A 22,066-nucleotide genomic window follows, 5' to 3' on the forward strand; every position below is an offset into this window, starting at 1 on the left:
TCGACCCTCCCGGGGACACCCGCCCCGACGGCGCCGCCGTCCGACCCGTACGACCACCGCTGACCGATCGGTGCGCTCGACCGCGCCGCAGACCGGCCCGGCAGTTCGCCGGCACCACCCGCACCCAGGAAGCCCGATGCCGCACACCTTCGACCTTCTCGTCATCGGCGACGCCAATCCCGATGTCGTCCTCGGTCCCCTCGACGAGCCGCCGGCCTACGGGCAACGCGAACGACTCGTGCCCACCGGCCTGCTCACCCTCGGCGGATCCGCCGCGATCACCGCGTGCGGCGCGGCCCGGCTGGGACTGCGCGTGGCCATCGCCGGCCGGGTCGGCGACGACGACGCAGGCCGCTTCGTGCGCGCCGCGCTGACCGCCCGGGGCGTCGACACCGCCGCGCTGCGCACGGACACGCGGTTGCCGACGCCGCTGACCACGGTGCTCACCCGCGGCGACGGCGACCGCGCGATCCTCACCGCCGCCGGCACCCTGGCCGCCACCGGACCCGACGACGTACCCGAGGAGTTGCTCACGCACAGCAGACACGTACACGCCGCCTCCTACTTCCTGATGCCCGAACTCGCCGCTGCACTGCCCGAGTTGCTGGGCATCGCCCGGGCGCACGGCGCCGGTACCTCGCTGGACACCAACGACGACCCGACCGGCCGCTGGGACCCCGCCGGGCTCGCCGCCGTCCTGCCCGTCGTCGACATCCTGCTGCCCAACGCCCAGGAGGCGATGGCGCTGGCCCTGCTCACCACCGGCACCCCCGAGGACGCCGCCGCGCAACTGGCCGCCCACGGCCCGACGGTGGTGGTCAAGAACGGCGGCGAGGGCGCGTTCGCACACGACGGCCGCACGGTGCTGCGCACCCGCGGCATCCCGGCCCGGCCGCTGGACACGGTCGGCGCCGGCGACAGCTTCGACGCCGGTTACCTGGCCGCCCTGCTCGGCGGCGAATCACCCGCCCGAGCCCTCGAATTCGCCGCCGCGTGCGGTGCCCTGTCCACCCGGGCGCACGGCGGCACGCCGGCCCAACCCACCTGGGACGAGGCTGTCGCAGCCCTCGCCCGCAACGGAAAGAACCAGTGATGACCCGCACCAAGATCGTCTTCGTCGGCGCCGGCAGCGTCGTGTTCACCCAGGGGTTGCTCGCCGACCTGTTCGCCTTCCCGGAGTTGCGGCAGGCGCACATCGCACTGCACGACATCGACCCGGAGCGGCTGGCCACCGCGCAGGGCGCGGCCCGCCTGATCGCCGCCGAACGCGGCGCGGACCCGCACATCAGCACCCACCTCGACCGCCGCGAGGCACTCGTCGGCGCCGACTTCGTGATCAACATCATCCAGGTCGGCATGCGCGAGGCCACCCGCATCGACTTCGAGGTGCCCGCCCGCTACGGCCTGCGCCAGACCATCGGCGACACCCTCGGCATCGGCGGCATCTTCCGGGCCCTGCGCACCTTCCCGGTCCTGCGTGCGCTCGGCGAGGACATCGCCGAGATCTGCCCGAACGCCTGGCTGCTGAACTACACCAACCCGATGGCGATGAACGTCGGCTACCTCACCCGCGCCACCGGCCTGACCCGCGTGGTGGGCCTGTGCCACTCGGTCTACTGGACCATGCAGGGCCTCGCGGACCTGGTCGGGGTCCCGTACGAGGAGGTCGACTACCGCGCCGCCGGCGTCAACCACCAGGCCTGGGTGCTGCGCTTCGAACACAACGGCGCCGACCTGTACCCGAAACTGGACGCGCTGATCGCCGAGGACGCCGAACTGCGGCGTCGGGTCCGGGTGGACATGTACCGCCGGCTCGGCTACTACCCGACCGAGACCAGCGAGCACTCCAGCGAATACGTGCCCTGGTACCTGGGCCACGACAGCGAGATCACCCGGCTGCGCCTGCCGGTGGGCGCCTACCTCGGCATCGTCGACGAGAACATGGCCGCCTACGAGCAGACCCGTCGGGCGCTGGCCGCGGGCGAGCCGGTCCCGGTCGAGTCCACCATGGAGTACGCGCCGCAGATCATCCACAGCATCGTCACCGGCACCCCGCGCACGGTCTACGGCAACGTGCCCAACCACGGGCTGATCGACAACCTGCCCGCCGACGGTGTCGTCGAAGTCCCGTGCCTGGTGGATGCGTTGGGCGTACAGCCCACCCGGGTCGGCGCGCTGCCCGCGCAGTGCGCCGCGCTCAACCGCGCCTACCTGAGCATGAACGACCTGGTCGTGCGCGCCGCCCTGGAGGACGACCCGCGGCACATCCGGCACGCCGCGATGGCCGACCCGGCCACCGCCGCCGCGCTGCCGGTCGAGCGCATCTGGGACCTGTGCGACGACATGGCCCGCGCCCACGGCGACCTGCTCCAGCCCGCGCTGCGGGCCACGCTCGGGAACTGACCCGATGGACGAGCTACGTGTGGGCGTCGTCGGGGTCGGGCAGCGCGCCGCCCTGGCCGTGCAGGCGCATCGGCCGGGTCGGTCGCGGGTGGTCTCCTGCGCCGACCCCGCCGCGCGCGGACGGGCCGACGCCGTCGACCTGTTCGGCTCGGACGTCGCCGTGCACAGCGACTATCGACGCATGCTCGACGACCGGCTCGACGCGGTCTTCGTGCTCACCCCCGACGATCGACACGTCGAGCCCGGCGTGTTCTTCCTCGCCGCCGGCGTGCCGGTCTTCGTGGAGAAACCGCTGGCCATCACGGTGTCCGACTGCGACCGACTGCTGCGCACCGCCCGACAATCGCGGACCCGGCTGTACGTCGGGCACAACCTGCGGCACCTGCCGATGTTGCGGCGGATGCGCGAGTTGATCGACGAAGGCGCGATCGGCCGGGTCCGATCGGTGTGGTGCCGGCACTTCGTCGGGCACGGCGGCGACTTCTACTTCAAGGACTGGCACGCCGAACGCGCGCGGACCACCGGCCTGTTGCTGCAAAAGGGCGCACACGACCTGGACGTGATCCACTGGTTGGCCGGCGGCTACTCGCGGGACGTGGTCGCGATGGGCGACCTGGCGGTCTACGGCGGCAATCCCCGGCGCGAGCCGGTGCTTGCCGGCGTCGGCCGGGTCGACGAGCGGGCATGGGCCCAGGACGGCTTCGCGCCCGAGGTCTGGCCGCCGACGGCGGTGACCGGGCTCAACCCGATCGTCGACGTGGAGGACATCAGCATGATGCTCACCCGTCTCGACAACGGCGTCCTGGCCAGCTACCAGCAGTGCCACTTCACGCCGGACTACTGGCGCAACTACACCGTCATCGGGGACGAGGGCCGGCTGGAGAACTTCGGCGACGGCCTGGAGGACGACCACCCCTCGATCAAGCTGTGGAACCTGCGCCGTTCCGGATACCGGGCCGATGCCGACCGCAGCGAGTCGGTACCCGGCGGCGGCCTGCACGGCGGCGCGGACCGGACCCTGGTCGCGGAGTTCCTGCGCTTCGCGGTCGACGGCGGGCCCACCCGCACCTCGCCGGTGGCCGCCCGCGAGGCGGTGGCCGCGGGAGTCGCCGCCACCACCTCGCTGCGCGCGGGCGGCGTGCGCGCCGTGGTCCCGCCGCTCGACCCGGACCTGGTGCGCTACTTCGCGGCGCACCAGAACGAGCCGCCCGGACCACCCCCGGGCCCCGCGGCGAGCCTCTGACGAGGGGATCGCCAAGGCCCCGGGTCGCCCGCCCGGCCACTCCGGGCCGGCCGGGCGACCCGGGGCGCACCACTCACCCGCACTCGCGACCGGCGTCGAGCCGGCGGCGGGTACTCAGTAGTCCTCGTGGGCGAACGGCAACAGGTCGATGCGCAGCGCCGCGTCCAGGCGGGCCGCCGCGCCGGGCGTGTGCTCCACGACCAGTCCGGCCGCCACCAGGCGGGCGACCGGGGTGCCGCCGAGGTAGCCGGCCGCCAGTTCGCGTACGTCCAGGGTGAGTTCGGCCGGCGCCTCGGTCGGCGTGCAGGTCGCGCCGTCGGGGTCGGCGGTCAGGCGGAACCTGCCGTCGTTGGCCGGCACTCCCCGGTCGTGGACCTGAAGAACCACGTCGACGGGTGCCGCCCACGAGCGCGCGGTCAGCGCGGCGGGCACGTCCACCAGGCGGATCCACAACGCCGGGAACTGCTTGGTGACCCGCACCTGGTCCCGATCGGCCGCGAACAGCAGCAGCGGATCGTCCAACGGCCGGATCCAGGCCACCACCTTGCCGGTCAGGTCGATCGAGGCGAGGTAGTCCCACAGCGCGGCGGCCACCGGGGCGCTGTCGGCCTCCAGTTCGCGCACCTCGACCACCCGCGGCGTGCCGGCCGTGACGTGGTAGACGGCGTAGCCGGCCACGGGGGCACCGGGCTCGCCGAGCACGACGATCCGAGCCGGCCCCTCGTCGTCGTCATCGTCGTCCGAGTCCAACACGTGCTTGGCCCACCACGCCTCGTCCCGGGCGAAGCGGCCCGGGCGCAGCGCGCGGGCCGCCTCGTACACGGGATCGAGCACGGCCGGCGCCTTGGCCGCGTCGATCAGCCGCAGCGGGCGCGGGTCCGGGGTGATGCGCAGGGCGAGCGGGCGTCGGCTGTCGATCTCGACGGTGTAGCCCTCGGTTCCGGGGGCGTAGCCGAAGCGGCCGTAGATCGCGTTCTCGGAGGCCCACAGACAGGACAGCGCCTGGCCGGCCGCGGCGCACCGGCGCCACTGCTCGGCCATCATCCGGGCCAGCAGCCCGCGGCGCCGGTGGGTGGGCGCGACGGCCACGAAGTCCAGCCCGGCGCAGCCCAGTTCGGTGCCGGGCACGGACAGCGCGAAGCGGTGTGCGGCGACCTGGCCGACCAGGGTGTCGTCGTCGTACGCCCCGATGCGGTCGCATCTGCTCAACACGTCGCGGTAGCGCTCGCGTTTCTCGTCCGAATCCTTCTCGTGGAAGGCCAGGTCGGCGAGATCCAATATCTGGTCCAGGTGTTCTTCGGGGATCTCCCGGATGTCGAGGCTCACCGTCGTGACGCTAGCCGGGCCCGGTCGGCATCGCCATCGGGTTTCGGGACACCGGTGACCCGCCGCGGCGGGCCTGCCCCGCGTTCGGGTGAACGTCGACACCGACCGGTTGCCCGGCGCGTTCGGCCTCGTTGCACAGCGAGAACGCGCCCCATCCGGGCGGCGCGAGGGTCGATACGGAGAACCCCAGTGAGCTCGTTCAAGAAGGCAACCGTGATGGCCGCCGGCACCGCCGCCCTGGTCATGGCCGGCGCGGGTGCCGCGAGTGCCGCCGCCGAGGCCGAGGGCGCCGCGGTGGGCTCCCCCGGCGTGGTCTCCGGCCTGAACGTCCAGGTCCCGATCCACATCCCGGTCAACTTCTGCGGCAACACCATCGACGTGGCCGGCTTCATCAACCCGACGTTCGGGAACTTCTGCGCCAACATCGACGGCGACCACGACGACGACGACCTCAAGGCCGGCCACCACGGCGCGGACGTGGTCGGCGGCCACCACGGCTGATCCGCCAGGCCCCCGGTTCGGCCCTCCTCCCCGACCGGGTATTCGGGGCTCCGCGTGTGTGTCCGCGGAGCCCCGATCGCTGTCTCGGACCCCGCCGACACCCACGGGCGCACGGGGTACAACCCATGGTTGTGTCCTCGTGGTCGATCGGTTGTTTGCTCTCGCCGTCCGACACTCGCTTTGATGCCGGTGGTCAGCGGGTTCGGGCTCGGCGAGGGGTGCGTTGGGGATGGCGGGTCGGCGGGCGCTGGGGCGGCGGTTCGGGCGGTTGTGGGCCGCGTATGCCGTCAGCGCGTACGGCACCTCGCTCGGCTTCGGTGCGTTTCCCCTGATCGCGGTGCTCGTACTGGACTCCGGGCCGGCCCAGGTGGCGGTGCTGGCCGCGGCGGGGCGCGCGGTGGGGGCCCTGGTGGCGGTACCCCTCGGCCCGTGGGTGGAGTTCCGTCGTAAACGGCCGGTCATGGTGGCGATGGACCTGATCCGGTTCGCGGCGTTGCTGAGCATCCCCGCCGCGTTCGCGCTCGGGCTGCTGAGCTTCGCTCAACTCCTCGTCGTATCCGTCGTCGTCGCCGCGGCCGACATCGCCTTCAAGGCGGCGGCCGGTGCGTATCTGAAGACGCTCGTGCCGCCGGCGGACCTACTCGTCGCGAACAGCCGATTCGAGTCCACGACGTGGACCGCGATCACGATCGGACCACCGCTCGGCGGGGCGGCGATCACGTTGTTCGGCCCGGTGACGACCGTGCTCGCCGATGCGGTCAGCTACCTGCTCTCGGCGCTGGGCATCCGCTCCATCGGCGGGTCGGAACCGCGGACCGCCGCACCGCGGTTGCGTGCACGCGATCTGCCCGAGGGGTGGCGCCACATCCTCGCCCACCCGGTGTTGCGCCCGCTGTTCCTCAACACGATCGTGGTCAACGGCCTGATCATGGCCTCCGAACCGTTGATGGCCGTGTTCCTGTTGCGCGATCTCGGATACGCGCCCTGGCAGTACGGTCTCGTGTTCGCGTCCCCCTGCGTCGGCGGCCTGCTCGGTGCCCGCCTCGCACCCCCGCTGGTGGCGCGGTTCGGGCGGCACAGGGTGCTTCGCACCGCCGGAACGCTGCGCGCGTGCTGGCCCCTCGGACTGGCGTTCGTGCGGCCCGGCGTCCCCGGCATCGTCCTAGTCGTCACCATCCAACTCGGCCTGGTGACCTGCTGCGGCCTGTTCAACCCGGTGCTGGCCACCCACCGGCTCGAACACACCGACCCGGACCGGATCGCCCGCACCCTGACCGCCTGGTCGGTCAGCGCGAGCGCCGCCATCGCGGCGCTCACCGCGGCCTGGGGCCTGCTGGCCGCGGTCACCGGCGCCCGCAGCGCGATCGCAGTCGCCGGAGTGCTCCTTCTGGCCACCCCGTTGCTGCTCCCGCGCCGGGAGCACGCACCACCCCCGAAGCCGGCGGAACCGGCCGCGAATCTGCCCTGAGGCGCCGGGCGGAACTACCGGTAGTCGTCCTCGTCCAGTTCGACGACCCGGGTCTGTTCGACGGCGTCGCCCTCGTCGGCGGCGTCCGGGTCGACGCGGGTCAGTGGTGTGTCGCGGTCCCTTCGGACGTCGATGTGCTGCTCGGCGGCGTCCGCTTCGGGCGTTTCCGCAGCGAGCTCCGTCGCGTCGTCGTCCTCTTCCTGGAACGTTTCCGGATCGCTGGGGTCGACAGCCACGTGGATCTCCTCGTTCTGCTCGGCGGTGACGCGAGACGACCGTATCGGTGCAGCCACCCGAACCGGCGTCGGCACGCGGGTGCGGTCACGCGTGATCGTTACCCGGCCACCGCGCCACCGACCCGCGCCGGGCGCCGGCGCCGTGGGGCCGGGCCGCCCGCACCGGGGCCCGCGTGCCTCCGCCCGCACGCGCCACCTCGCCCACCTGCCCCGCCCGCGCACCCTTCACCCACGTGTCCCCGCTTTCGCGCCGCCGCCGCACCTGCCTGAACCCGCGCGCCCCTCCCGCCTCACCCGCACGCCCTCGCTCGCACATCCCACCACCGCCGCACCCGCACGCGCCGCGAACGAGCGTGCCCGCCCGGGTGGTTGACAGTGGAACCGAGATCACCTCTATTATTCTATCCGGAATCATATACGTTCCAAGATGGCATCGCTGATCCGAGGCGCAAAGGGGTGGCGAGTGACGCACGATGCGGTGACCGCGGCGACGGGGCGGCGACCCGGCAAGGTGCTGGCCGTGCACCTGAACTATCGCTCCCGCGCGCAACAACGCGGGCGCGTCCCCGACCACGCCTCGTATTTTCTCAAACCGAGCAGCTCGCTCACCGGATCCGGCCCGGTCGAGCGGCCGGTCGGCGTCGAACTGCTGGGCTTCGAGGGCGAGATCGCGCTCGTGATCGGCCGCACCGCCCGCCGCGTGTCCCCCGCCCGGGCCTGGGCGCACGTCGGCTGGGTGACCGCGGCCAACGACCTGGGCCTGTACGACCTGCGCTATGCGGACCGCGGCTCCAACGTCCGGGCCAAGGGCGGCGACGGCTTCACCCCGCTCGGGCCGACCCTGCTGTCCGCAGCCGACCTGCGCCCCGAGGCGCTGCGCGTACGCACGTGGCTGGACGGCGAGTTGGTCCAGGAGGACACCACCGCGACGCTTCTGTTCGGCTTCGCCGAACTGATCGCGGACCTGTCCCGGCTGCTCACCCTCGAAGTCGGCGACGTCATCCTGACCGGCACCCCCGCCGGCGCCTCGGTGGCCGAGATCGGACAGCGGATCGAGGTCGAGGTGGACAGCCTCGACCACCCCCACCACAGCACCGGCCGGCTGCGCACCGACGTGCTCACCGGCTCCGAACTCCCCGCCTGGGGCTCCCCGCCCAGGGTCGACCCGGCCACCCGCGCGGACGCCACCGGCACCCGACCCGAGGAAACCGACGCCGGCGAGGCCGCCCCCGTCGGCCTCACCGACGACCTGCGCACCCGACTCGCCGGCGTCGCCGTGGCCACGCTGAGCGTGCAACTGCGCGCCCGCGGCTTCGACACCGTCAGCATCGACGGCGTGCGCCCCCTCACCCCGGGCACCCGCCTGGTCGGTACCGCCCGCACGCTGCGCTTCGTCCCCTTCCGCCAGGACCTGTTCGCCACCCACGGCGGCGGCTTCAACGCGCAAAAACGTGCCGTCGACTCGCTCGAACCGGGCCAGGTCCTGGTGATGGAGGCCCGCGGCACGGCCGTCGCCGGCACCCTGGGCGACATCCTCGCGCTGCGCGCCAAGACCCTGGGCGCCGCGGGCATCATCACCGACGGCGCCGTGCGCGACAGCGCCGCCGTGGCCGCACTGGGCCTGCCCGTGCTGGCCGCCGGCGCGCATCCCGCCGTGCTCGGCCGCCGGCACGTGCCCTGGGAGACCGACGTCACGATCGCGTGCGGCGGCGCCACCGTACAGGTCGGCGACGTCGTGGTCGCCGACGACGACGGCGCCGTGGTGATCCCGCCCGGCCTGGTCGCCGAGGTCGTCCGGGCCGCCGAGGAGCAGGAGTCCCGCGAGCGGTTCATCGCCGAACAGGTCGCCGCCGGCGCCGGGTTGGCCGGACTGTACCCGCTGGGCCCGGACTGGGAGCCCGCCTACCGCGCGTGGGCCGCGACCGCACCCGATCCCGTCGCCGCAAGCACCGCCCCGACCACCACTCGCGAGGAGCACCGATGAAGTACCGCGCCGACCCGTCCCTGATCTGCGGCTCGATCGCGCCGCTGGTCACCCCCTTCACCGCGGCGGGCGCGGTCGACGCCGCCGCGCTGCGCCGCCTGGTCCGCTGGCAGCTCGCGGCCGGCTCGCACGGCATCTCGCTCGGCGGCTCCACCGGCGAGCCGTCCGCGCAGACCCTCGCCGAGCGGGCCGAGTCGATCCGGGTGGTCGCCGCCGAGATCGACGACCGGGTGCCGTTCCTGCCGGGTACCGGGTCGACCAAGCTGGACGAGACCCTGGAACTGACCGGGATCGCCCGGGACGCGGGCGCCGACGCGGTGCTGATCATCACGCCCTACTACGCGCGGCCCACCCAGGAGGCCCTGTTCACCTGGTACTCGACGATCGCCCGCGAGTTTCCGGACCTGCCCGTGGTGATCTACAACGTGCCGAGCCGCACCGCCGTGGAGATCGATCCGCAGACCGTGGCCCGCCTGTTCCGGGCGCACGAGAACATCGTCGGCATCAAGGAGACCACCAAGGATTTCGAGCACTTCTCCCGGGTGATCGAGGCCGCCGGTCCGGAATTGCTGGTGTGGTCCGGCATCGAACTGTTGTGCCTGCCGGTGCTCACCCTGGGCGGAGCGGGCTTCGTCTCCGCCCTCGCCAACATCGCACCGAGCGCGGTCGCGCAGATGTACGAGGCCTACCAGGCGGGCGACCTGGGCCGGGCCCGCGAACTGCACTACGCGGTCCAGCCGCTGGTGGACCTGCTGTTCGTGGAGACCAACCCGGCACCGGCGAAGTGGCTGATGCACCAACGCGGCCTGATCGGCTCCGACTTCGTCCGGCCGCCGCTGCTGCCGCTGTCCGAACGCGGCCGGGCGCGCGTGACCGACCTCGCGCAGAGCCGGCTCGACCTGCTGACCGACCCCGCCCTTGGAGAAGAAGCCATATGAGCACCACCACGACGACGCCCGTCGAGCACTCCGAGGTGCCCACCGCGCTGCCGACCCGGCTGCGCCACTTCATCGACGGCCGACACGTCGACTCGCTGGACGGCGCCACCTTCGAGGTCTGCGCGCCCGCGTCCAACCTGCCCTACGCCACCGCCGCGGCGGGCAAGGCGGCCGACGTGGACGCCGCGGTCACCGCCGCCCGACGCGCGTTCACCTCCGGCCCGTGGCCGCACATGCAGGCCAAGGACCGGGCCGGGGTGCTCAACCGGATCGCCGACGAGGTCGAGCGCCGGGACGCGCGACTGGCCGAGTTGGAGACGTTCGACACCGGCCTGCCGATCACCCAGGCGCTGGGCCAGGCGCAGCGCGCCGCGGAGAACTTCCGCTTCTTCGCGGACCTGATCGTCGGTCAGACCGACGAGGCGTACAAGGTGCCCGGTCGTCAGCTCAACTACGTCAACCGCCGGCCGATCGGCGTCGCCGGCCTGATCACGCCGTGGAACACGCCATTCATGCTGGAGTCGTGGAAGCTGGCACCGGCGCTGGCGGCCGGGTGCACGGTGGTGCTCAAGCCGGCCGAGTTCACCCCGCTGTCCGCGTCCTTGTGGGCGGACATCCTGACCGAGGCGGGCCTGCCGCAGGGCGTGTTCAACCTGGTCGGCGGGTTCGGCGAACAGGCGGGCGCGGCCCTGGTCGAGCACCCGGACGTGCCACTGATCTCGTTCACCGGCGAGACCACCACCGGCCGGACGATCTTCGGCTCCGCCGCCCGGCACCTCAAGGGCCTGTCGATGGAACTCGGCGGCAAGTCCCCGGTGATCGTGTTCGCCGACGCCGACCTGGACGACGCGATCGACGCCGCGTTGTTCGGCGTGTTCTCGCTCAACGGCGAGCGCTGCACGGCCGGTTCGCGGATCCTGGTGGAGCGGGCGGTGTACGACGAGTTCGTCGAGCGGTTCGCCGCCCGGGCCGAGCGCATCGTGGTGGGTCCGCCGCAGGACCCGGCCACCGAGGTGGGCGCGCTGGTGCATCCCGAGCACTACGAGCGGGTGCTCGCCTATGTGGAGGTGGGCCGGCGCGAGGCGCGGCTGGTCGCGGGTGGCACCCGGCCCGCGCACCTGCCGGTGGGGAACTATCTGGCGCCGACCGTCTTCTGCGACGTGCCCGTGGACGCGCGGATCTTCCAGGAGGAGATCTTCGGGCCGGTGGTGGCGCTGACCCCGTTCGCGGACGAGGCCGAGGCGATCGAGCTGGCCAACGCGGTCCGCTACGGCCTGGCCGGCTACGTGTGGACCAACGACCTGCGCCGGGCGCACCGGGTCGCGCAGAGCGTCGAGTCCGGCATGGTGTGGATCAACTCGCACAACGTGCGCGATCTGCGCACCCCGTTCGGCGGGATCAAGGCCTCGGGGCTCGGTCACGAGGGCGGCTACCGCTCGATCGACTTCTACACCTCGCAGCAGGCCGTGCACGTGGCCATGGCGCCGCTGCACACCGCCCGGTTCGGTGCCGCGTGACGTGGCGTCCGACGCGGCCGGGCCGTAGCCCGATCCCGTGGCGGAGCGCTAGTTTCCGGATCGGGCCCCGGTGACCGGGTCCGCTCGCGCCGGCCGAATCCGGCGCCTCGAACAGGAGGAGAGTGCGATGCCGACTTCGTCCGTTCCGCCCCTGCCGCCCGTGCCCACCACCCGTCCCGGGGCGCCCGCCCCCGAACCGGGCGCGCTGCCCTGCCCGGACATCGTGCGCGCCGCGTACGCCGAGCTGGTGGTCACCGACCTGGCCGCGTCCCGGGAGTTCTACGTGGACCTGCTCGGGCTGGTGGTCACCCACGAGGACGAGGACGCGGTGTATCTGCGCGCCTTCGAGGAGTACCTGCACCATTCGCTGGTGTTGCGGCGGGGTACGGCCGGCGCGCTGGCCGCGCTGGCGTACCGGGTGCGCGCGCCGCAGGAGGTCGACGTGGCCGAGCGCTACTACCGGGCGCTGGGGGTGCCGGTGCAACGCCGCGCGCCGGGCGCCACCCGAGGTATCGGGCCGGCCGTGCGCGTGCTGGACCCGCTGGGGTTCCCGTTGGAGTTCTTCTACGAGGCCGAGCACGTGCCGCGGCTGCACCAGCGCTACGACCTGCACGGCGCGGGCGCGATAGCCCGGCTGGACCACTTCAACATCGTGGTGCCGGACGTGGCCCGGGCCGAGCGCTACTACCGCGAGCTGGGCTTTCGGGTGACCGAGGACATCCGTGGCGAGGACGAGACGCTGTACGCCTCCTGGCTGCATCGCAAGGACACCGTGCACGACATAGCGCTGACCGGCGGCGACGGACCGAGGCTGCACCACATCGCGTTCAGCACGCACGAGCGCGGCCAGGTGTTGCACGTGTGCGACCTGCTCGGCGCCCACCGCCGGTCCGCGCACATCGAGCGCGGGCCGGGGCGACACGGGGTGTCCAACGCGTTCTACGTGTACGTGCGCGACCCCGACCTGCATCGGGTGGAGATCTACACGACCGACTACTACACGGGCGATCCCGACCACCCGGTGCTGTCCTGGGACGTGCGGGACAACCAGCGGCGGGACTGGTGGGGCAACCCGGTGGTGCCGTCCTGGTACGCGGAGGCGTCCGCGGTCCTGGACCTGGCCGGGAGCCCGCAACCGGTACTGGCCCGGCAGGAGAACCACGAGGCGGACGTGACCGTCGGCGCCGACGGATTCTCCTTCGCGCGGGACGCGGCCGGCGACGGATTCCGGATCGGGTCGCAGCTCTGAGTATTCGCCCCTGGTGTACGATCTGAAATCGTATCCGAAATAGCTGACTGGAGAAGTAGGATGCGCCTGCGGCAGCCCCTCGCCGTCACCACCTACCCGAGCGCCGAGCGCTCCGAGCAGCCTCCGGTGCTGCTCGTGCACGGGTTCTGCTCCAGCGCGCGCCGCGCGTGGCTGGAGACGGGCATGGTCCGGGCCCTGCTCGATGCCGGCCGCACCGTACTCGCGCCGGACCTGCGCGGGCACGGCGCCAGCCCCGCACCGACGAGCGCCGAGGAGGTGGACGCGATCGCCTCGGCACAGGACCTGTTGGCCGTGGTCGACGCGTACGACGCGGACCGGTTCGACGTCGTCGCGTACTCGCTCGGCGCCCGCCTGGTCTGGGAACTGGCCGAGCTGGCCCCGGAGCGGATCGGCCGGGTGCTGCTCGGCGGGCTGAGCCCGACCGAGCCGTTCGCCGCCGTGGACGTCGCGGAGCTGCGCCGGGCGGTGCACGACGAGGCCGCCCCGTCCGCCGATCCGCTCATCGGGATGATCGCGGGCATGATCCGCGCCGAGGGTGCGCGCGCGGACGGTCTCGTGACCTGTGTCGAGGGCCTGCGCAGCACTCCGTTCGCGCCGAAGCCGTGGGCGGGCGGCACGCCGCCGTGGTTCGTGGTCGGCGTCGACGACGCGATGACGCACGGCACCGGGGAACTGCTCCCGCTGGCCCCGGGATCCCAACGGGTCGCCATGGCCGGCGACCACCACGGCGTTCTGGTCAACCCGTTCTTCCGCGAATTGGCCGTTCGGGTCCTCGACCACTGACCCACCGCGGCGCACCACGCCCACCGGACCACGCCGGACCCCGCCGGGCCGGGACACCCCGTCCCGGCCCGCGACCGTGTCCGGCCCAGACTGAGGAGACCGTAGTTGAGTCCCGCAAAGGCAACCACCGCCGCGAGCAAGGCCGCCAAGGCGTCCAAGTCGGAGATGTGTTACGAGCTGCTGCGCAGCCGCATTCTCGACGGCACCTACGGGCCCGGATACCGGCTGGTGTTCGACCAGCTCGCCCGCGAGGCGGGGGTCAGCACCATCCCGCTGCGCGAGGCGGTGCGCCGGCTCCAGTCCGACGGCCTGGTGGAGATCGTGCGCAACGTCGGCGCCCGGGTGGCGGTCTTCGACCGTTCGCAGGTCGAGCACTCGCTGAACGTGCTGGCCCGCCTGGAGGGTTACGCGACCGCGATCTCGGCGCCGCTGATGAGCGCCGCGAACATCGCCGAGGCCCGGGCGATCAACGACCGCATGGTCGAGGCGCTGGCGGACTTCGATCCCACCGCGTTCACCGCGCTCAACCGCAAGTTTCATTTCTCGCTCTACGCGCATTGCCCCGACAAGCACCTGAACGCGCTGCTGGAATCGGAGTGGGCGCGGCTGGACCACATGCGCCGGTCGACCTTCACCTACGTGCCCGGCCGGGCCCGCACCTCGGTGCGCGAGCACGAGAACCTGCTCGACCTGATCGGCGCGGGCGCCGACCCGCGGGTGATCGAACAGGCGGCGTGCGCCCACAAGATCGCCACCGCGGCCGCACTGCACCAGGCCAAGGCGGGGACGCCGTAGCGGCGCGGCGGTGCCCGGGCCTCGCGTGGGACCGCACGAGGCCACTCGCCGCACGAGGAAGGGCGGGCTCTGTCGAGCCCGCCCTTCCTCGTGTCGTCCGGCCACTCCGATGCCGCGAGTCGCCCACCCCCGCTGTGTCGGCGCCGGTCAGACCAGCAGCTGACCGCCGTCCACCGGCACGATGGTGCCGGTGATGTGCGCCGCGGCCGGCGAGGCCAGGAACACCGCGAGCGGCGCGACGTCCTCGGGCACCGCGATCCGACCGAGCGGGATGCGCGCCTCCCAGGCCTGCCGGGCCTGCGGGTCGGACATCAGGCCGGCGGTCATCGGGGTGTGCACCGGTCCGGGTGCGACGCCGTTGACCCGGATGCGGTGCGGGGCCAGTTCGATCGCGCCGGTGCGGGTGAGCGCGTCCACCGCCGCCTTGGTGGCCTCGTAGTGCCCCAGGCCCGCGGTGGGTTGGCGGGCGCCGATCGAGCTGATGTTGACGATGGCACCGCCGGCGCCCTCGGCGATCATCCGTCGGGCGGCGGCGGCCGTGACGGTGAAGGTGCCGCGCAGGTTGACCGCGACCACGGTGTCGAAGACCTCGATCGGCAGTTCGACGAGCAGCCCGGCGCCGGCGACCAGCCCGGCGTTGTTGACGAGCACCGCGAGCGGGCCGACCTCGGCGACGACCCGGTCCAGGGCCGAGGCCACCGACGCGGGGTCGGTGATGTCCATGGCGACCGGGACGCCGTCGAGTTCGCGGGCGACCTGCTCGGCCGCCTCGGTGTCCCGGTCGGCGATCACGACCCGGTCGCCGTGCTCGGCGAAGGCGCGGGCGACGGCCGCACCGATGCCGCTCGCGCCACCGGTGACCACCACGACCCGGCCCGCGCTCATCGGGCCTCCGCCACGATCACCCGCGGGCTGCCCGGCAGTTCGAGCAGGTCCACCGGTTGCCAACCGGCCTCGACGAGCCAGTCCTCGACCTCGCCGCGCGGGTAGACGGTGGTGCCGTCGATGACCAGGTACTCCCCCGCGTGCAGGGTGTCGATCAGCCGCGGGACGCCGTCCGGCTCCAGGAAGAAGTCGAGCAGCAGCAGCCGGGCCCCGGGCTCGGCCGCCTTGCGCGCCGCCGCCACGATCCGCCGGTTCTGCTCGGCGTCGAAGCGGTGCACGACATGCTCCAGGAGCACCAGGTCGAAGCCGGTGGGCACCTCGTCGGTCAGCGGGTCGGCGGTGACCACCTCGACCCGCTCCTCGACCCCGGCCGCGGCCAGGGTCTGCTCCGCGTGGCCGACCAGGTCGCCGCCGGACACGAAGGTCGCCCGCAACCGGGGATGCGCCCGCAGCGCCTCGGCCAGGAAGGATCCGGACAGGCCGGCCAGGTCCAGTACACGCCGGTGCGCGCCGAAGTCGTAGGCCCGTGCCAGCATCCGCGCGTGCAACGCGTTGTAGGTCATCACGCCGCCGAGGAAGACGCCGAGCCGGTCGCCGCCCAGGTCGAGCGGGGCCGGCCGCGCGGTGCGCGAGGTCTCGGCGAAGCCGAGCCAGTGCGGGTAGCTGACGGTGTCCAGGAAGCTCAGGAACGGGCGCAGGTCCACGTCCTGCCCGGACCCGCTGAGATGGCGCAGCGTGGCGGGCGAGTTGGCGTAGCCGTCCGCGTCGCGCTCCAGCAGCCCCAGGCCGACCATCGCGTCGGCCAGGATGAGCGCGGTCCGGGTCGGCAGTCCGGTGCGGGTCGCGAGTTCTTCCAGTGGCGCGCGGCCGTCGGCCAGGGCCGCGAACAGGCCCGCCTCGTTGGCCGCGAACAGCTGCTTGGCGGCCATGTATCCGATCGCGACATCGACGATGGAATCGGGGCCGACCTCGGCCTGGACGTCCGAGGGAACTGACATCGGATCTCCTCGCGGGACAGGAAGTTGGTATCTGGAATGCTATATGATTACCGATGCCGTCAACAATGGCGATCGATGGCGATCCGCCGATTCGGGTCGATCGCCGCTTCCCAGGAGGATCCGTGCCGCACTCCCCCGCCGGCAGTCCCGTGCCCCGTCGTCGACTCGGCGCACACGGTCCCGAGGTGCCCGTGCTGGGCCTCGGCTCGTGGAACACCTGGGACAGGATGAGCATGTCGGACGCCGTCGCGCTGATCCGCGACGCACTCGCACACGGGGTCGAACTCTTCGACGTGGCGCACTACGACATGGGTCCGCACGCGGAGAACGCGCGCACCGACCTGATCTTCGGGCAGGCGATCCGCGAGGCGGGCGTGGCCCGCGAGGACTACCTGCTGTGCGGCAAGTTGTGGTTGTGGGAGTACCCGAAGAAGGGCTTCGCCGAGCAACTGGCCGTCTCACTCGACCGGATCGGCACCGACCGGGCCGACCTGGTCGTGGTCGGCGACTACTTCGGCGAGTTGGACGTCCCGGCCGTGGTCGGCGACGTCGCCGAGCAGATCGCGGCCGGCCGGTTCACCGCGTGGGGCGTCAACAACTGGTCCGCCGGGGACGTGTGGCGGGCCCGGCGCTTCGCCGCCGAACAGGGCCTGACACCACCGACCTTCGCCCAGCTCAAGTACAGCCCGGCCCGACGCACGGTGCCCGAGGGCGAGCCCTTCGCCGAACTGTTCGCCGACGGCCTGGCCATGCAGGCGTCCGACGTGCTGGAGGGCGGCATCCTGGCCGGCAACCTGCACCCGCAACGCAAGATCGGCGCCGACCCCGGCAACATCCGCGACCGCATCCGCGCCGCCCACCCGCTGGTCGCCCGCGTCGCCGCCGAGTTCGACGCCACCCCCGCCCAGGTATGCATCGCCTTCTGCCTGGCCAACCCCACGGTCGCCACGGTCCTCTTCGGTGCCAGCCGCCTCGGCCAATGGCACGACAACCTCGACGCCCTGAACCTGCTCACCCGGCACGGCTCGGCCCTCCGCACCGCCCTGTCCGCCGCATGGTCCGACCACGACACGGCGAACCCGGCCGGCTCGGGAGCCTGAAACCCGGCCCGACCGGCGCTCGCGGCCGACCCACCCCGGCCGGAGGTCGCATGCCGAAGGGGCGGCCACTCGACCGAGTGCCCGCCCCCACCAAACCGAATCCCCTCAAGGACCCGAAGGGTCCACCGAGCCACCGTCCGCGAAGAACGGCACCAACCGCGCCCGCAACGCGCCGGCCCCGACCCGATCGAGCAGCCGCAACCCGCCGATGTTGTCCATCAGTTGCTCCCGCCGCGTCGCGCCGAACAACACACTCGCGGTGGCCGGATGCGACAGCGCGAACGCGATGCACACCTGCGCGGCACTCGCGTCGAGTTCGGCCGCCACCGCCGCGAGCCCGGGCGCCGACGCGATGATGCGCTCCCGCACCCCGCCCGGGTCCCGCCCGATCTCCCGGGTCGGCGCGACCTTGCCGGCCAGGATGCCGCCCTCCAACACGTCCGACGCCTGCATCGACAACCCGGCCGAGAACAACTCGGCGAACGGCGCACCGTCCGCGATCGCCCGCCGACACGGGCTGTACTTCAGCTGGGCGACCTGCGGTCCGGGCGACCCCGCCACCAAGGCATGCGCACGAATCGTGGTGATCGCCTGCGCCGACCAGTTGTTCACCCCCCAGTGCCCGATCAACCCATCCTTCTCCAACTCCGCCATGTCGCCCGCGAGTTGCTCCAGGTCCAGATCCTCGCTCCGGATGTCGCCCAGGATCGCCAGATCCGCGTACTCGGTCCCGGCCCGGAACATCGCCCGCTCCACCTGCTCGCGCAAGGACTGTGCCGGATAGCCCTCCAGCCACACCTTGGTCGACAACAGGTACTCCTCCCGCGCCAACCCCGCCGCCCGCACGATCGCCGAGAACAGCACGTCGGTGAACACCGGCTTCTGTCCCGGAATCCCGTACACCGCGACGTCGAAGAGGTTGATCCCGGCCTCGACCGCGCACGTGATCAGGTCGACCGCGTCGTGGAAGTCCATGCGATCGTAGGTGTGCCACGAGCCCAGGGAGAGAGCGGACACGGACGGACCGTCGACCCCCAACCGGCGTCGCGGAACGGCGTTGCTGTCGATGTCACCCATCGAAGGTCCTCTCGGCATCGGCTACTTCGGCATCGGCTACTTCGGCGTTGCTTACCTCGACATCGCCTACCTGGGCATCGGCCACCGCACCCGACCCCGGCGCCGGCGAAACGATGTGCGAGCTCACGGAAGCCACGGGTGTACGACGGCCTTGACCTGCTCCTGTCGACCCATCGCCGCCAGCGCCTCGCTCGCCCCGGACAGCCCGACCGGCTCGGCGAACAGCCGGTCCCAGTCGAAGCGTTGCCGGAAGTCGCGGAGGAACTCGACGGCCCGGTGGTAGTCGCCCACATCGCCGTTGAGCGAGCCGACGACATTGAGTTCCTTACCCATCACGGTCCCCAGCGGCAACCGCTCCGGAGTGGGTCCGGTACTGCCGACGATCACGAACGTGCCGCCGAACGCCGCGAGTTCGACCGCCTCCGCGCCGACCCCGGGTGCCCCGGCCAGATCCAGGACCAGGTCCGCGCCGCGCCCGCGGGTGGCGGCCAGTACCTCCTCGCGTCGGCCGTCCGGGTCGCCGTCCAGGCCGATGACGACGTCCGCGCCGAACTCCCGGGCCAGTTCCAACCGGCCCGCCGGCCCGCCGATGGTGATCACCGTCCGCGCGCCGCTCGCCTTGGCCATCGCACCGGCCACCAGGCCCAGTGCCCCGGCGCCCTGCACCACCACCTCGGCGCCGGGCCGTACCCCGCCCGCGCGGTCGAAGGCGTGCAGCACGGTCTTGACCGCACACCCCGCACACGCGGCCCACGTGTCGGGCACGTCGTCCGGCACGAGCACCTTCTCCGCGCGCGGCCCGACGTAGGCGAACTCGGCCAACCCGGCCGTGGCATAGGGCCATCGGTCCGAGCGTTGGCGGAAGCCGTAGCCCCGGTCCACGCACCCCACCGGCCGCCGCAGCACCGTGCAGGCGTAACAGCTGCCGCACGTCGACTCGGACCAGCCGATGCGATCGCCGACCCGCAGCGTGCGCCCCAGCGCGTCGATGGCGCCCACACCCACCGCCTCGACCGTACCGGTCATCTCGTGGCCGAGCACCATCGGCAACATGCCGGGAAAACTCATCGCGCCGCGCCACAGGTGCACATCGGTGGCGCACAGCGTGGCGCAGCCGATCCGGACCAACACGGCGCCCGGCTCGCACCGTTCGGGCAGTGCGATGTCCTCCAGGGTGAGTGGCTGGTCGTGCGCGCGCAGCACGGCGGCGCGGGTGGAGCCGTCCGGGGCGGGGCGGGTTCCCATGATCATCTGCGAACTCCGGTTCGTTGTCATCGACTGTGCGCGGTGTCCCACACCTCGTGCCGGCTGCGCCACCACAGCAGCACCAGGATCACCAGGAACGGGATCACGCCGCGGTACTCGCGCACCGACTCCATCGCGGCGGACATGCCTTCGAGGCAGCCGAGCAGCAACCCGCCGGCCAGGGTCAGCGGCAGGTTGCGGAACCCGCCGACCATGGCCACGGCGAGCGCGGTGACGATCAGCTTGCCCAGGGTGGAGAAGTCGCCGCCCAGGCGCGGCGCGACCAGGATGATCACCAGCGCGGTGAGCGCGCCGATCGCCACCCACACCGCGGTGGCCAGGCGCGGCGCGGAGATGCCCACCACCTGTGCGGTGCCCGGTCGTTCCGACAGTGCCTGGAGCCGCAGTCCCACCAGGGTCTTGCGCAACATCAGTTCGACGCCGACGGTGATCACCACCGCGAAGGCGAGGGAGACCAGCACGGCCTGCGAGACCACCACGTCGCCGATCCGGAACAGCGCCCCGTCGAAGGGCGCCGGGAACCGGCGCGCGCCGGTCGAGGTCGCGCCGAACAGGCGCAGCCCCACCGCCATCACCGCGACGTAGACGGCCACCGTGACGGCGGCCTTGGTGCGTTCGTTGTGCTCCCCCAACCAGCGGATCAGCACCGCGCCCAGGACGCCGGACAGGGCCGCGCTGACCGCGACTCCGAGCAGCAGCGCGGGCCATACGTTCAGGCCGTCGTCGGTCAGGGACACCATGGTGAAGGCGCCCATCGCGCCGACCGCCGCCATCGCGAAGTTCACCACGGCCACCAGCCGGTAGGTCAACACCACGCACAGGCCCAGCAGCGCGTAGCCCCCACCGCTGCTCAGGCCCGCGATCACCGAGTTCAACATGCTTTTCGAGCACCTCCTGCTCCGGGGCGCCGGCCGCGCCGACCGCGTGCGCGGTCGGCGGCGGTCGGGCCGGGGTGGATCGGTCGCACCCTGCCGGGCTACTTCCTGCCGGGCACGATGAAGCCCTCGGGCAACACCTGCCACTTGCCGTCGACGGCCTTGACGAAGCGGCTGCCCTGGACCGGGTTGTGCTTGTCGTCGGGACCGAACACCCAGGGCGAGCCCACCATCGGGTAGTCGATCGGGGTCATCTTCTTGAACGCCTCGGTGACCGTCTTGCGGGTGATGTCGCCCTTGATGCCCTTGAGCACCTGGACGAACACGTCGGCGGACATCACCGCGCCCTGGCTGAACGCGGTGCGCTGGATGCCGTGCTTGTCCATCAGCTGCGCCCAGCGCTCGTTGCCGGGCAGCGTCACGTCGGTGTACGGCTGCCATTCGGTGCCGACGTACGCCTTCATGCCCGCGGGGACCAGCTTGGCGTTCGCGTCGGTGTAGCTGTTGGCGCCCATGATGAAGTCGACGTTCTGCATGCCCTGGGTCTGCGCCTGGGCGAACCACGGGCCGACCTGCGCGTTGTAGAGCACGGCCTGACAGCCGGCCTGTTTGGCGGCGATCAGGTGCGGCGTGGGGTCGCCCTCGCCGACCGCGGTGTCCTTGGCGGCGAGTTGTTTGCCGGTGAGGTCGCTCCACTCCTTGATCGCGTCGCTGATCCCGCCGCCGCTGCCGGGCAGGGTGGTGTAGTAGAGGCAGACCTTGTCGTGGTGCAGCGTCTCCGAGGCGTAGTAGAGCATCGCGGTGAGCAGCTTGAACGGGCCGGGGTTGACCGGCGCGATGTCGGGGCTGTTGAAGCACGCGGGGTCGACGCCGACGGCCGGGATGGAGACGATCTTCGCGGTCTTGTACGCGGCGCGGTTGACGCCGCAGTCGACCGCGCTGGAGGAGCCGACCAGGGCCACCACGCCCTTGGACTGCACCAGTTCCACCTCGTTCTCGGTGGAACGTTGCGGGTTCATCGCGTCGTCCTTGCTGATCAACTCGATCTTGCGGCCGTTGATCCCACCGGCCGCGTTGACTTCGTCGAAGACGGCCTTGACCGCCTGCGGAACCTCCGGGGTCTGGAACAGTCCGGTGATTCCGTTGATCGAGCCGACCTTGATGGCGCCGCTGGTGGAGCCGCCGTCGCTGCCGTCGCCGGCGCACGAGGTCGCGGCCAGGGCGAGCGCGGCCAGGGCGATGGCCGGCCGGCTCACGAGGGAACGCTTCATGGGGAACGTCCTTGTCATGGTGGATCGGTACGCAGTCGATCCGATCGAAGGCATGCCGGGGGAACCCGAGTCGGCGCGGAGGCACGCGCGACGCGGGGGCGGTGCGGATGGGTCGGGCCCGGTCGGGCGC

20 protein-coding genes are annotated in these 22,066 nt (G+C 72.3%); 12 read left to right on the forward strand and 8 right to left on the reverse strand.

What is annotated here, in order from left to right:
• The first annotated feature begins 136 nt into the window (after positions 1-136).
• The 3 genes from ACIBM5_RS43455 to ACIBM5_RS43465 are packed head-to-tail and all read left to right on the forward strand — an operon-like array spanning position 137 to position 3,646.
• The gene (locus ACIBM5_RS43455; protein ID WP_396012214.1) at positions 137-1,093 is read left to right on the forward strand and encodes a carbohydrate kinase family protein; all 957 of its coding nucleotides are present in this window, start codon (positions 137-139) and stop codon (positions 1,091-1,093) included.
• A complete protein-coding gene (locus ACIBM5_RS43460) occupies positions 1,093-2,403 on the forward strand; it encodes an alpha-glucosidase/alpha-galactosidase (RefSeq protein WP_396012215.1) in 1,311 nt (436 codons plus the stop codon). Before ACIBM5_RS43455 ends, ACIBM5_RS43460 begins: the two co-directional genes overlap by 1 nt.
• A 4-nt stretch (positions 2,404-2,407) precedes the next feature.
• A complete protein-coding gene (locus ACIBM5_RS43465) occupies positions 2,408-3,646 on the forward strand; it encodes a Gfo/Idh/MocA family protein (RefSeq protein WP_396012216.1) in 1,239 nt (412 codons plus the stop codon).
• A 114-nt stretch (positions 3,647-3,760) separates the two neighbouring features.
• Here the strand turns inward: ACIBM5_RS43465 and ACIBM5_RS43470 are convergent, their stop codons facing one another.
• Positions 3,761-4,972 (reverse strand): GNAT family N-acetyltransferase, encoded by a 1,212-nt coding sequence (locus ACIBM5_RS43470; protein WP_396012217.1) that lies wholly within the window; start codon positions 4,970-4,972, stop codon positions 3,761-3,763.
• 189 nt (positions 4,973-5,161) lie between these two features.
• Here ACIBM5_RS43470 and ACIBM5_RS43475 point away from each other — a divergent pair, with 189 nt between their 5' ends.
• Positions 5,162-5,473 (forward strand): chaplin, encoded by a 312-nt coding sequence (locus tag ACIBM5_RS43475; RefSeq protein WP_396012218.1) that lies wholly within the window; start codon positions 5,162-5,164, stop codon positions 5,471-5,473.
• A 229-nt stretch (positions 5,474-5,702) separates the two neighbouring features.
• Positions 5,703-6,941 (forward strand): MFS transporter, encoded by a 1,239-nt coding sequence (locus ACIBM5_RS43480; RefSeq protein ID WP_396012219.1) that lies wholly within the window; start codon positions 5,703-5,705, stop codon positions 6,939-6,941.
• 14 nt (positions 6,942-6,955) lie between these two features.
• On the opposite strand, the gene ACIBM5_RS43485 is transcribed toward ACIBM5_RS43480, so the two are convergent.
• Positions 6,956-7,177 (reverse strand): hypothetical protein, encoded by a 222-nt coding sequence (locus tag ACIBM5_RS43485; RefSeq protein ID WP_396012241.1) that lies wholly within the window; start codon positions 7,175-7,177, stop codon positions 6,956-6,958.
• Between the two features lie 463 nt (positions 7,178-7,640).
• Here ACIBM5_RS43485 and ACIBM5_RS43490 point away from each other — a divergent pair, with 463 nt between their 5' ends.
• The 6 genes from ACIBM5_RS43490 to ACIBM5_RS43515 all read left to right on the forward strand — a co-directional run bounded on the left by ACIBM5_RS43490 (position 7,641) and on the right by ACIBM5_RS43515 (position 14,464).
• Positions 7,641-9,161, forward strand: a complete 1,521-nt coding sequence (locus tag ACIBM5_RS43490; RefSeq protein WP_396012220.1) for a fumarylacetoacetate hydrolase family protein — start codon at positions 7,641-7,643, stop codon at positions 9,159-9,161.
• Positions 9,158-10,099 carry a 4-hydroxy-tetrahydrodipicolinate synthase gene (gene dapA, locus ACIBM5_RS43495; protein WP_396012221.1) on the forward strand — a complete coding sequence of 314 codons (942 nt, stop codon included), beginning with the start codon at positions 9,158-9,160 and terminating at the stop codon, positions 10,097-10,099. The genes ACIBM5_RS43490 and dapA overlap by 4 nt, the downstream gene beginning before the upstream one ends.
• Positions 10,096-11,616, forward strand: a complete 1,521-nt coding sequence (gene hpaE / locus ACIBM5_RS43500) for a 5-carboxymethyl-2-hydroxymuconate semialdehyde dehydrogenase (protein WP_391583645.1) — start codon at positions 10,096-10,098, stop codon at positions 11,614-11,616. Before dapA ends, hpaE begins: the two co-directional genes overlap by 4 nt.
• Positions 11,617-11,743: 127 nt before the next feature.
• A complete protein-coding gene (hpaD, locus tag ACIBM5_RS43505; protein WP_396012222.1) occupies positions 11,744-12,865 on the forward strand; it encodes a 3,4-dihydroxyphenylacetate 2,3-dioxygenase in 1,122 nt (373 codons plus the stop codon).
• A 60-nt stretch (positions 12,866-12,925) separates the two neighbouring features.
• Positions 12,926-13,669: an alpha/beta fold hydrolase gene (locus ACIBM5_RS43510; RefSeq protein WP_396012223.1), complete on the forward strand. Its 744-nt coding sequence runs from the start codon at positions 12,926-12,928 to the stop codon at positions 13,667-13,669.
• A 105-nt stretch (positions 13,670-13,774) separates the two neighbouring features.
• Positions 13,775-14,464, forward strand: a complete 690-nt coding sequence (locus ACIBM5_RS43515) for a GntR family transcriptional regulator (protein WP_391583648.1) — start codon at positions 13,775-13,777, stop codon at positions 14,462-14,464.
• Positions 14,465-14,611: 147 nt separating this feature from the next.
• Here ACIBM5_RS43515 and ACIBM5_RS43520 read toward each other — a convergent pair whose 3' ends face one another.
• Together ACIBM5_RS43520 and ACIBM5_RS43525 are read right to left on the reverse strand one after the other, a co-directional pair.
• Positions 14,612-15,349, reverse strand: coding sequence for an SDR family NAD(P)-dependent oxidoreductase (locus ACIBM5_RS43520; RefSeq protein ID WP_396012225.1), 738 nt, complete (start codon positions 15,347-15,349; stop codon positions 14,612-14,614).
• On the reverse strand, positions 15,346-16,347 hold the full coding sequence (locus ACIBM5_RS43525) for a methyltransferase (protein WP_396012226.1): 1,002 nt from the start codon (positions 16,345-16,347) through the stop codon (positions 15,346-15,348). Before ACIBM5_RS43525 ends, ACIBM5_RS43520 begins: the two co-directional genes overlap by 4 nt.
• Positions 16,348-16,469: 122 nt before the next feature.
• On the opposite strand from ACIBM5_RS43525, the gene ACIBM5_RS43530 reads away from it, so the two are divergent.
• Positions 16,470-17,447: an aldo/keto reductase gene (locus ACIBM5_RS43530; RefSeq protein WP_396012227.1), complete on the forward strand. Its 978-nt coding sequence runs from the start codon at positions 16,470-16,472 to the stop codon at positions 17,445-17,447.
• A gap of 105 nt (positions 17,448-17,552) precedes the next feature.
• Here ACIBM5_RS43530 and ACIBM5_RS43535 read toward each other — a convergent pair whose 3' ends face one another.
• The 4 genes from ACIBM5_RS43535 to ACIBM5_RS43550 form a co-directional block, all read right to left on the reverse strand.
• Positions 17,553-18,524, reverse strand: coding sequence for an aldo/keto reductase (locus ACIBM5_RS43535; protein WP_396012228.1), 972 nt, complete (start codon positions 18,522-18,524; stop codon positions 17,553-17,555).
• A 123-nt stretch (positions 18,525-18,647) separates the two neighbouring features.
• Positions 18,648-19,775, reverse strand: a complete 1,128-nt coding sequence (locus ACIBM5_RS43540) for a zinc-binding dehydrogenase (protein ID WP_396012229.1) — start codon at positions 19,773-19,775, stop codon at positions 18,648-18,650.
• 20 nt (positions 19,776-19,795) lie between these two features.
• Complete coding sequence (locus ACIBM5_RS43545; RefSeq protein WP_396012230.1) at positions 19,796-20,668, reverse strand: branched-chain amino acid ABC transporter permease; 873 nt, start codon at positions 20,666-20,668, stop codon at positions 19,796-19,798.
• 98 nt (positions 20,669-20,766) lie between these two features.
• On the reverse strand, positions 20,767-21,936 hold the full coding sequence (locus ACIBM5_RS43550) for an ABC transporter substrate-binding protein (protein ID WP_391583655.1): 1,170 nt from the start codon (positions 21,934-21,936) through the stop codon (positions 20,767-20,769).
• Positions 21,937-22,066: the final 130 nt, after the last annotated feature.

Source organism: Embleya sp. NPDC050493, from assembly GCF_044458105.1.
Classification (GTDB): domain Bacteria; phylum Actinomycetota; class Actinomycetes; order Streptomycetales; family Streptomycetaceae; genus Embleya.

Coding starts and splice junctions, on each gene's coding strand:
- ACIBM5_RS43550 (WP_391583655.1), bottom strand. CDS start 21,936: ATGAAGCGTTCCCTCGTGAGCCGGCCGGCCATCGCCCTGGCCGCGCTC.
- ACIBM5_RS43455 (WP_396012214.1), top strand. CDS start 137: ATGCCGCACACCTTCGACCTTCTCGTCATCGGCGACGCCAATCCCGAT.
- ACIBM5_RS43480 (WP_396012219.1), top strand. CDS start 5,703: ATGGCGGGTCGGCGGGCGCTGGGGCGGCGGTTCGGGCGGTTGTGGGCC.
- hpaE (WP_391583645.1), top strand. CDS start 10,096: ATGAGCACCACCACGACGACGCCCGTCGAGCACTCCGAGGTGCCCACC.
- ACIBM5_RS43465 (WP_396012216.1), top strand. CDS start 2,408: ATGGACGAGCTACGTGTGGGCGTCGTCGGGGTCGGGCAGCGCGCCGCC.
- ACIBM5_RS43535 (WP_396012228.1), bottom strand. CDS start 18,524: ATGGGTGACATCGACAGCAACGCCGTTCCGCGACGCCGGTTGGGGGTC.
- ACIBM5_RS43545 (WP_396012230.1), bottom strand. CDS start 20,668: ATGTTGAACTCGGTGATCGCGGGCCTGAGCAGCGGTGGGGGCTACGCG.
- ACIBM5_RS43460 (WP_396012215.1), top strand. CDS start 1,093: ATGACCCGCACCAAGATCGTCTTCGTCGGCGCCGGCAGCGTCGTGTTC.
- dapA (WP_396012221.1), top strand. CDS start 9,158: ATGAAGTACCGCGCCGACCCGTCCCTGATCTGCGGCTCGATCGCGCCG.
- ACIBM5_RS43520 (WP_396012225.1), bottom strand. CDS start 15,349: ATGAGCGCGGGCCGGGTCGTGGTGGTCACCGGTGGCGCGAGCGGCATC.
- ACIBM5_RS43510 (WP_396012223.1), top strand. CDS start 12,926: ATGCGCCTGCGGCAGCCCCTCGCCGTCACCACCTACCCGAGCGCCGAG.
- ACIBM5_RS43540 (WP_396012229.1), bottom strand. CDS start 19,775: ATGATCATGGGAACCCGCCCCGCCCCGGACGGCTCCACCCGCGCCGCC.
- hpaD (WP_396012222.1), top strand. CDS start 11,744: ATGCCGACTTCGTCCGTTCCGCCCCTGCCGCCCGTGCCCACCACCCGT.
- ACIBM5_RS43525 (WP_396012226.1), bottom strand. CDS start 16,347: ATGTCAGTTCCCTCGGACGTCCAGGCCGAGGTCGGCCCCGATTCCATC.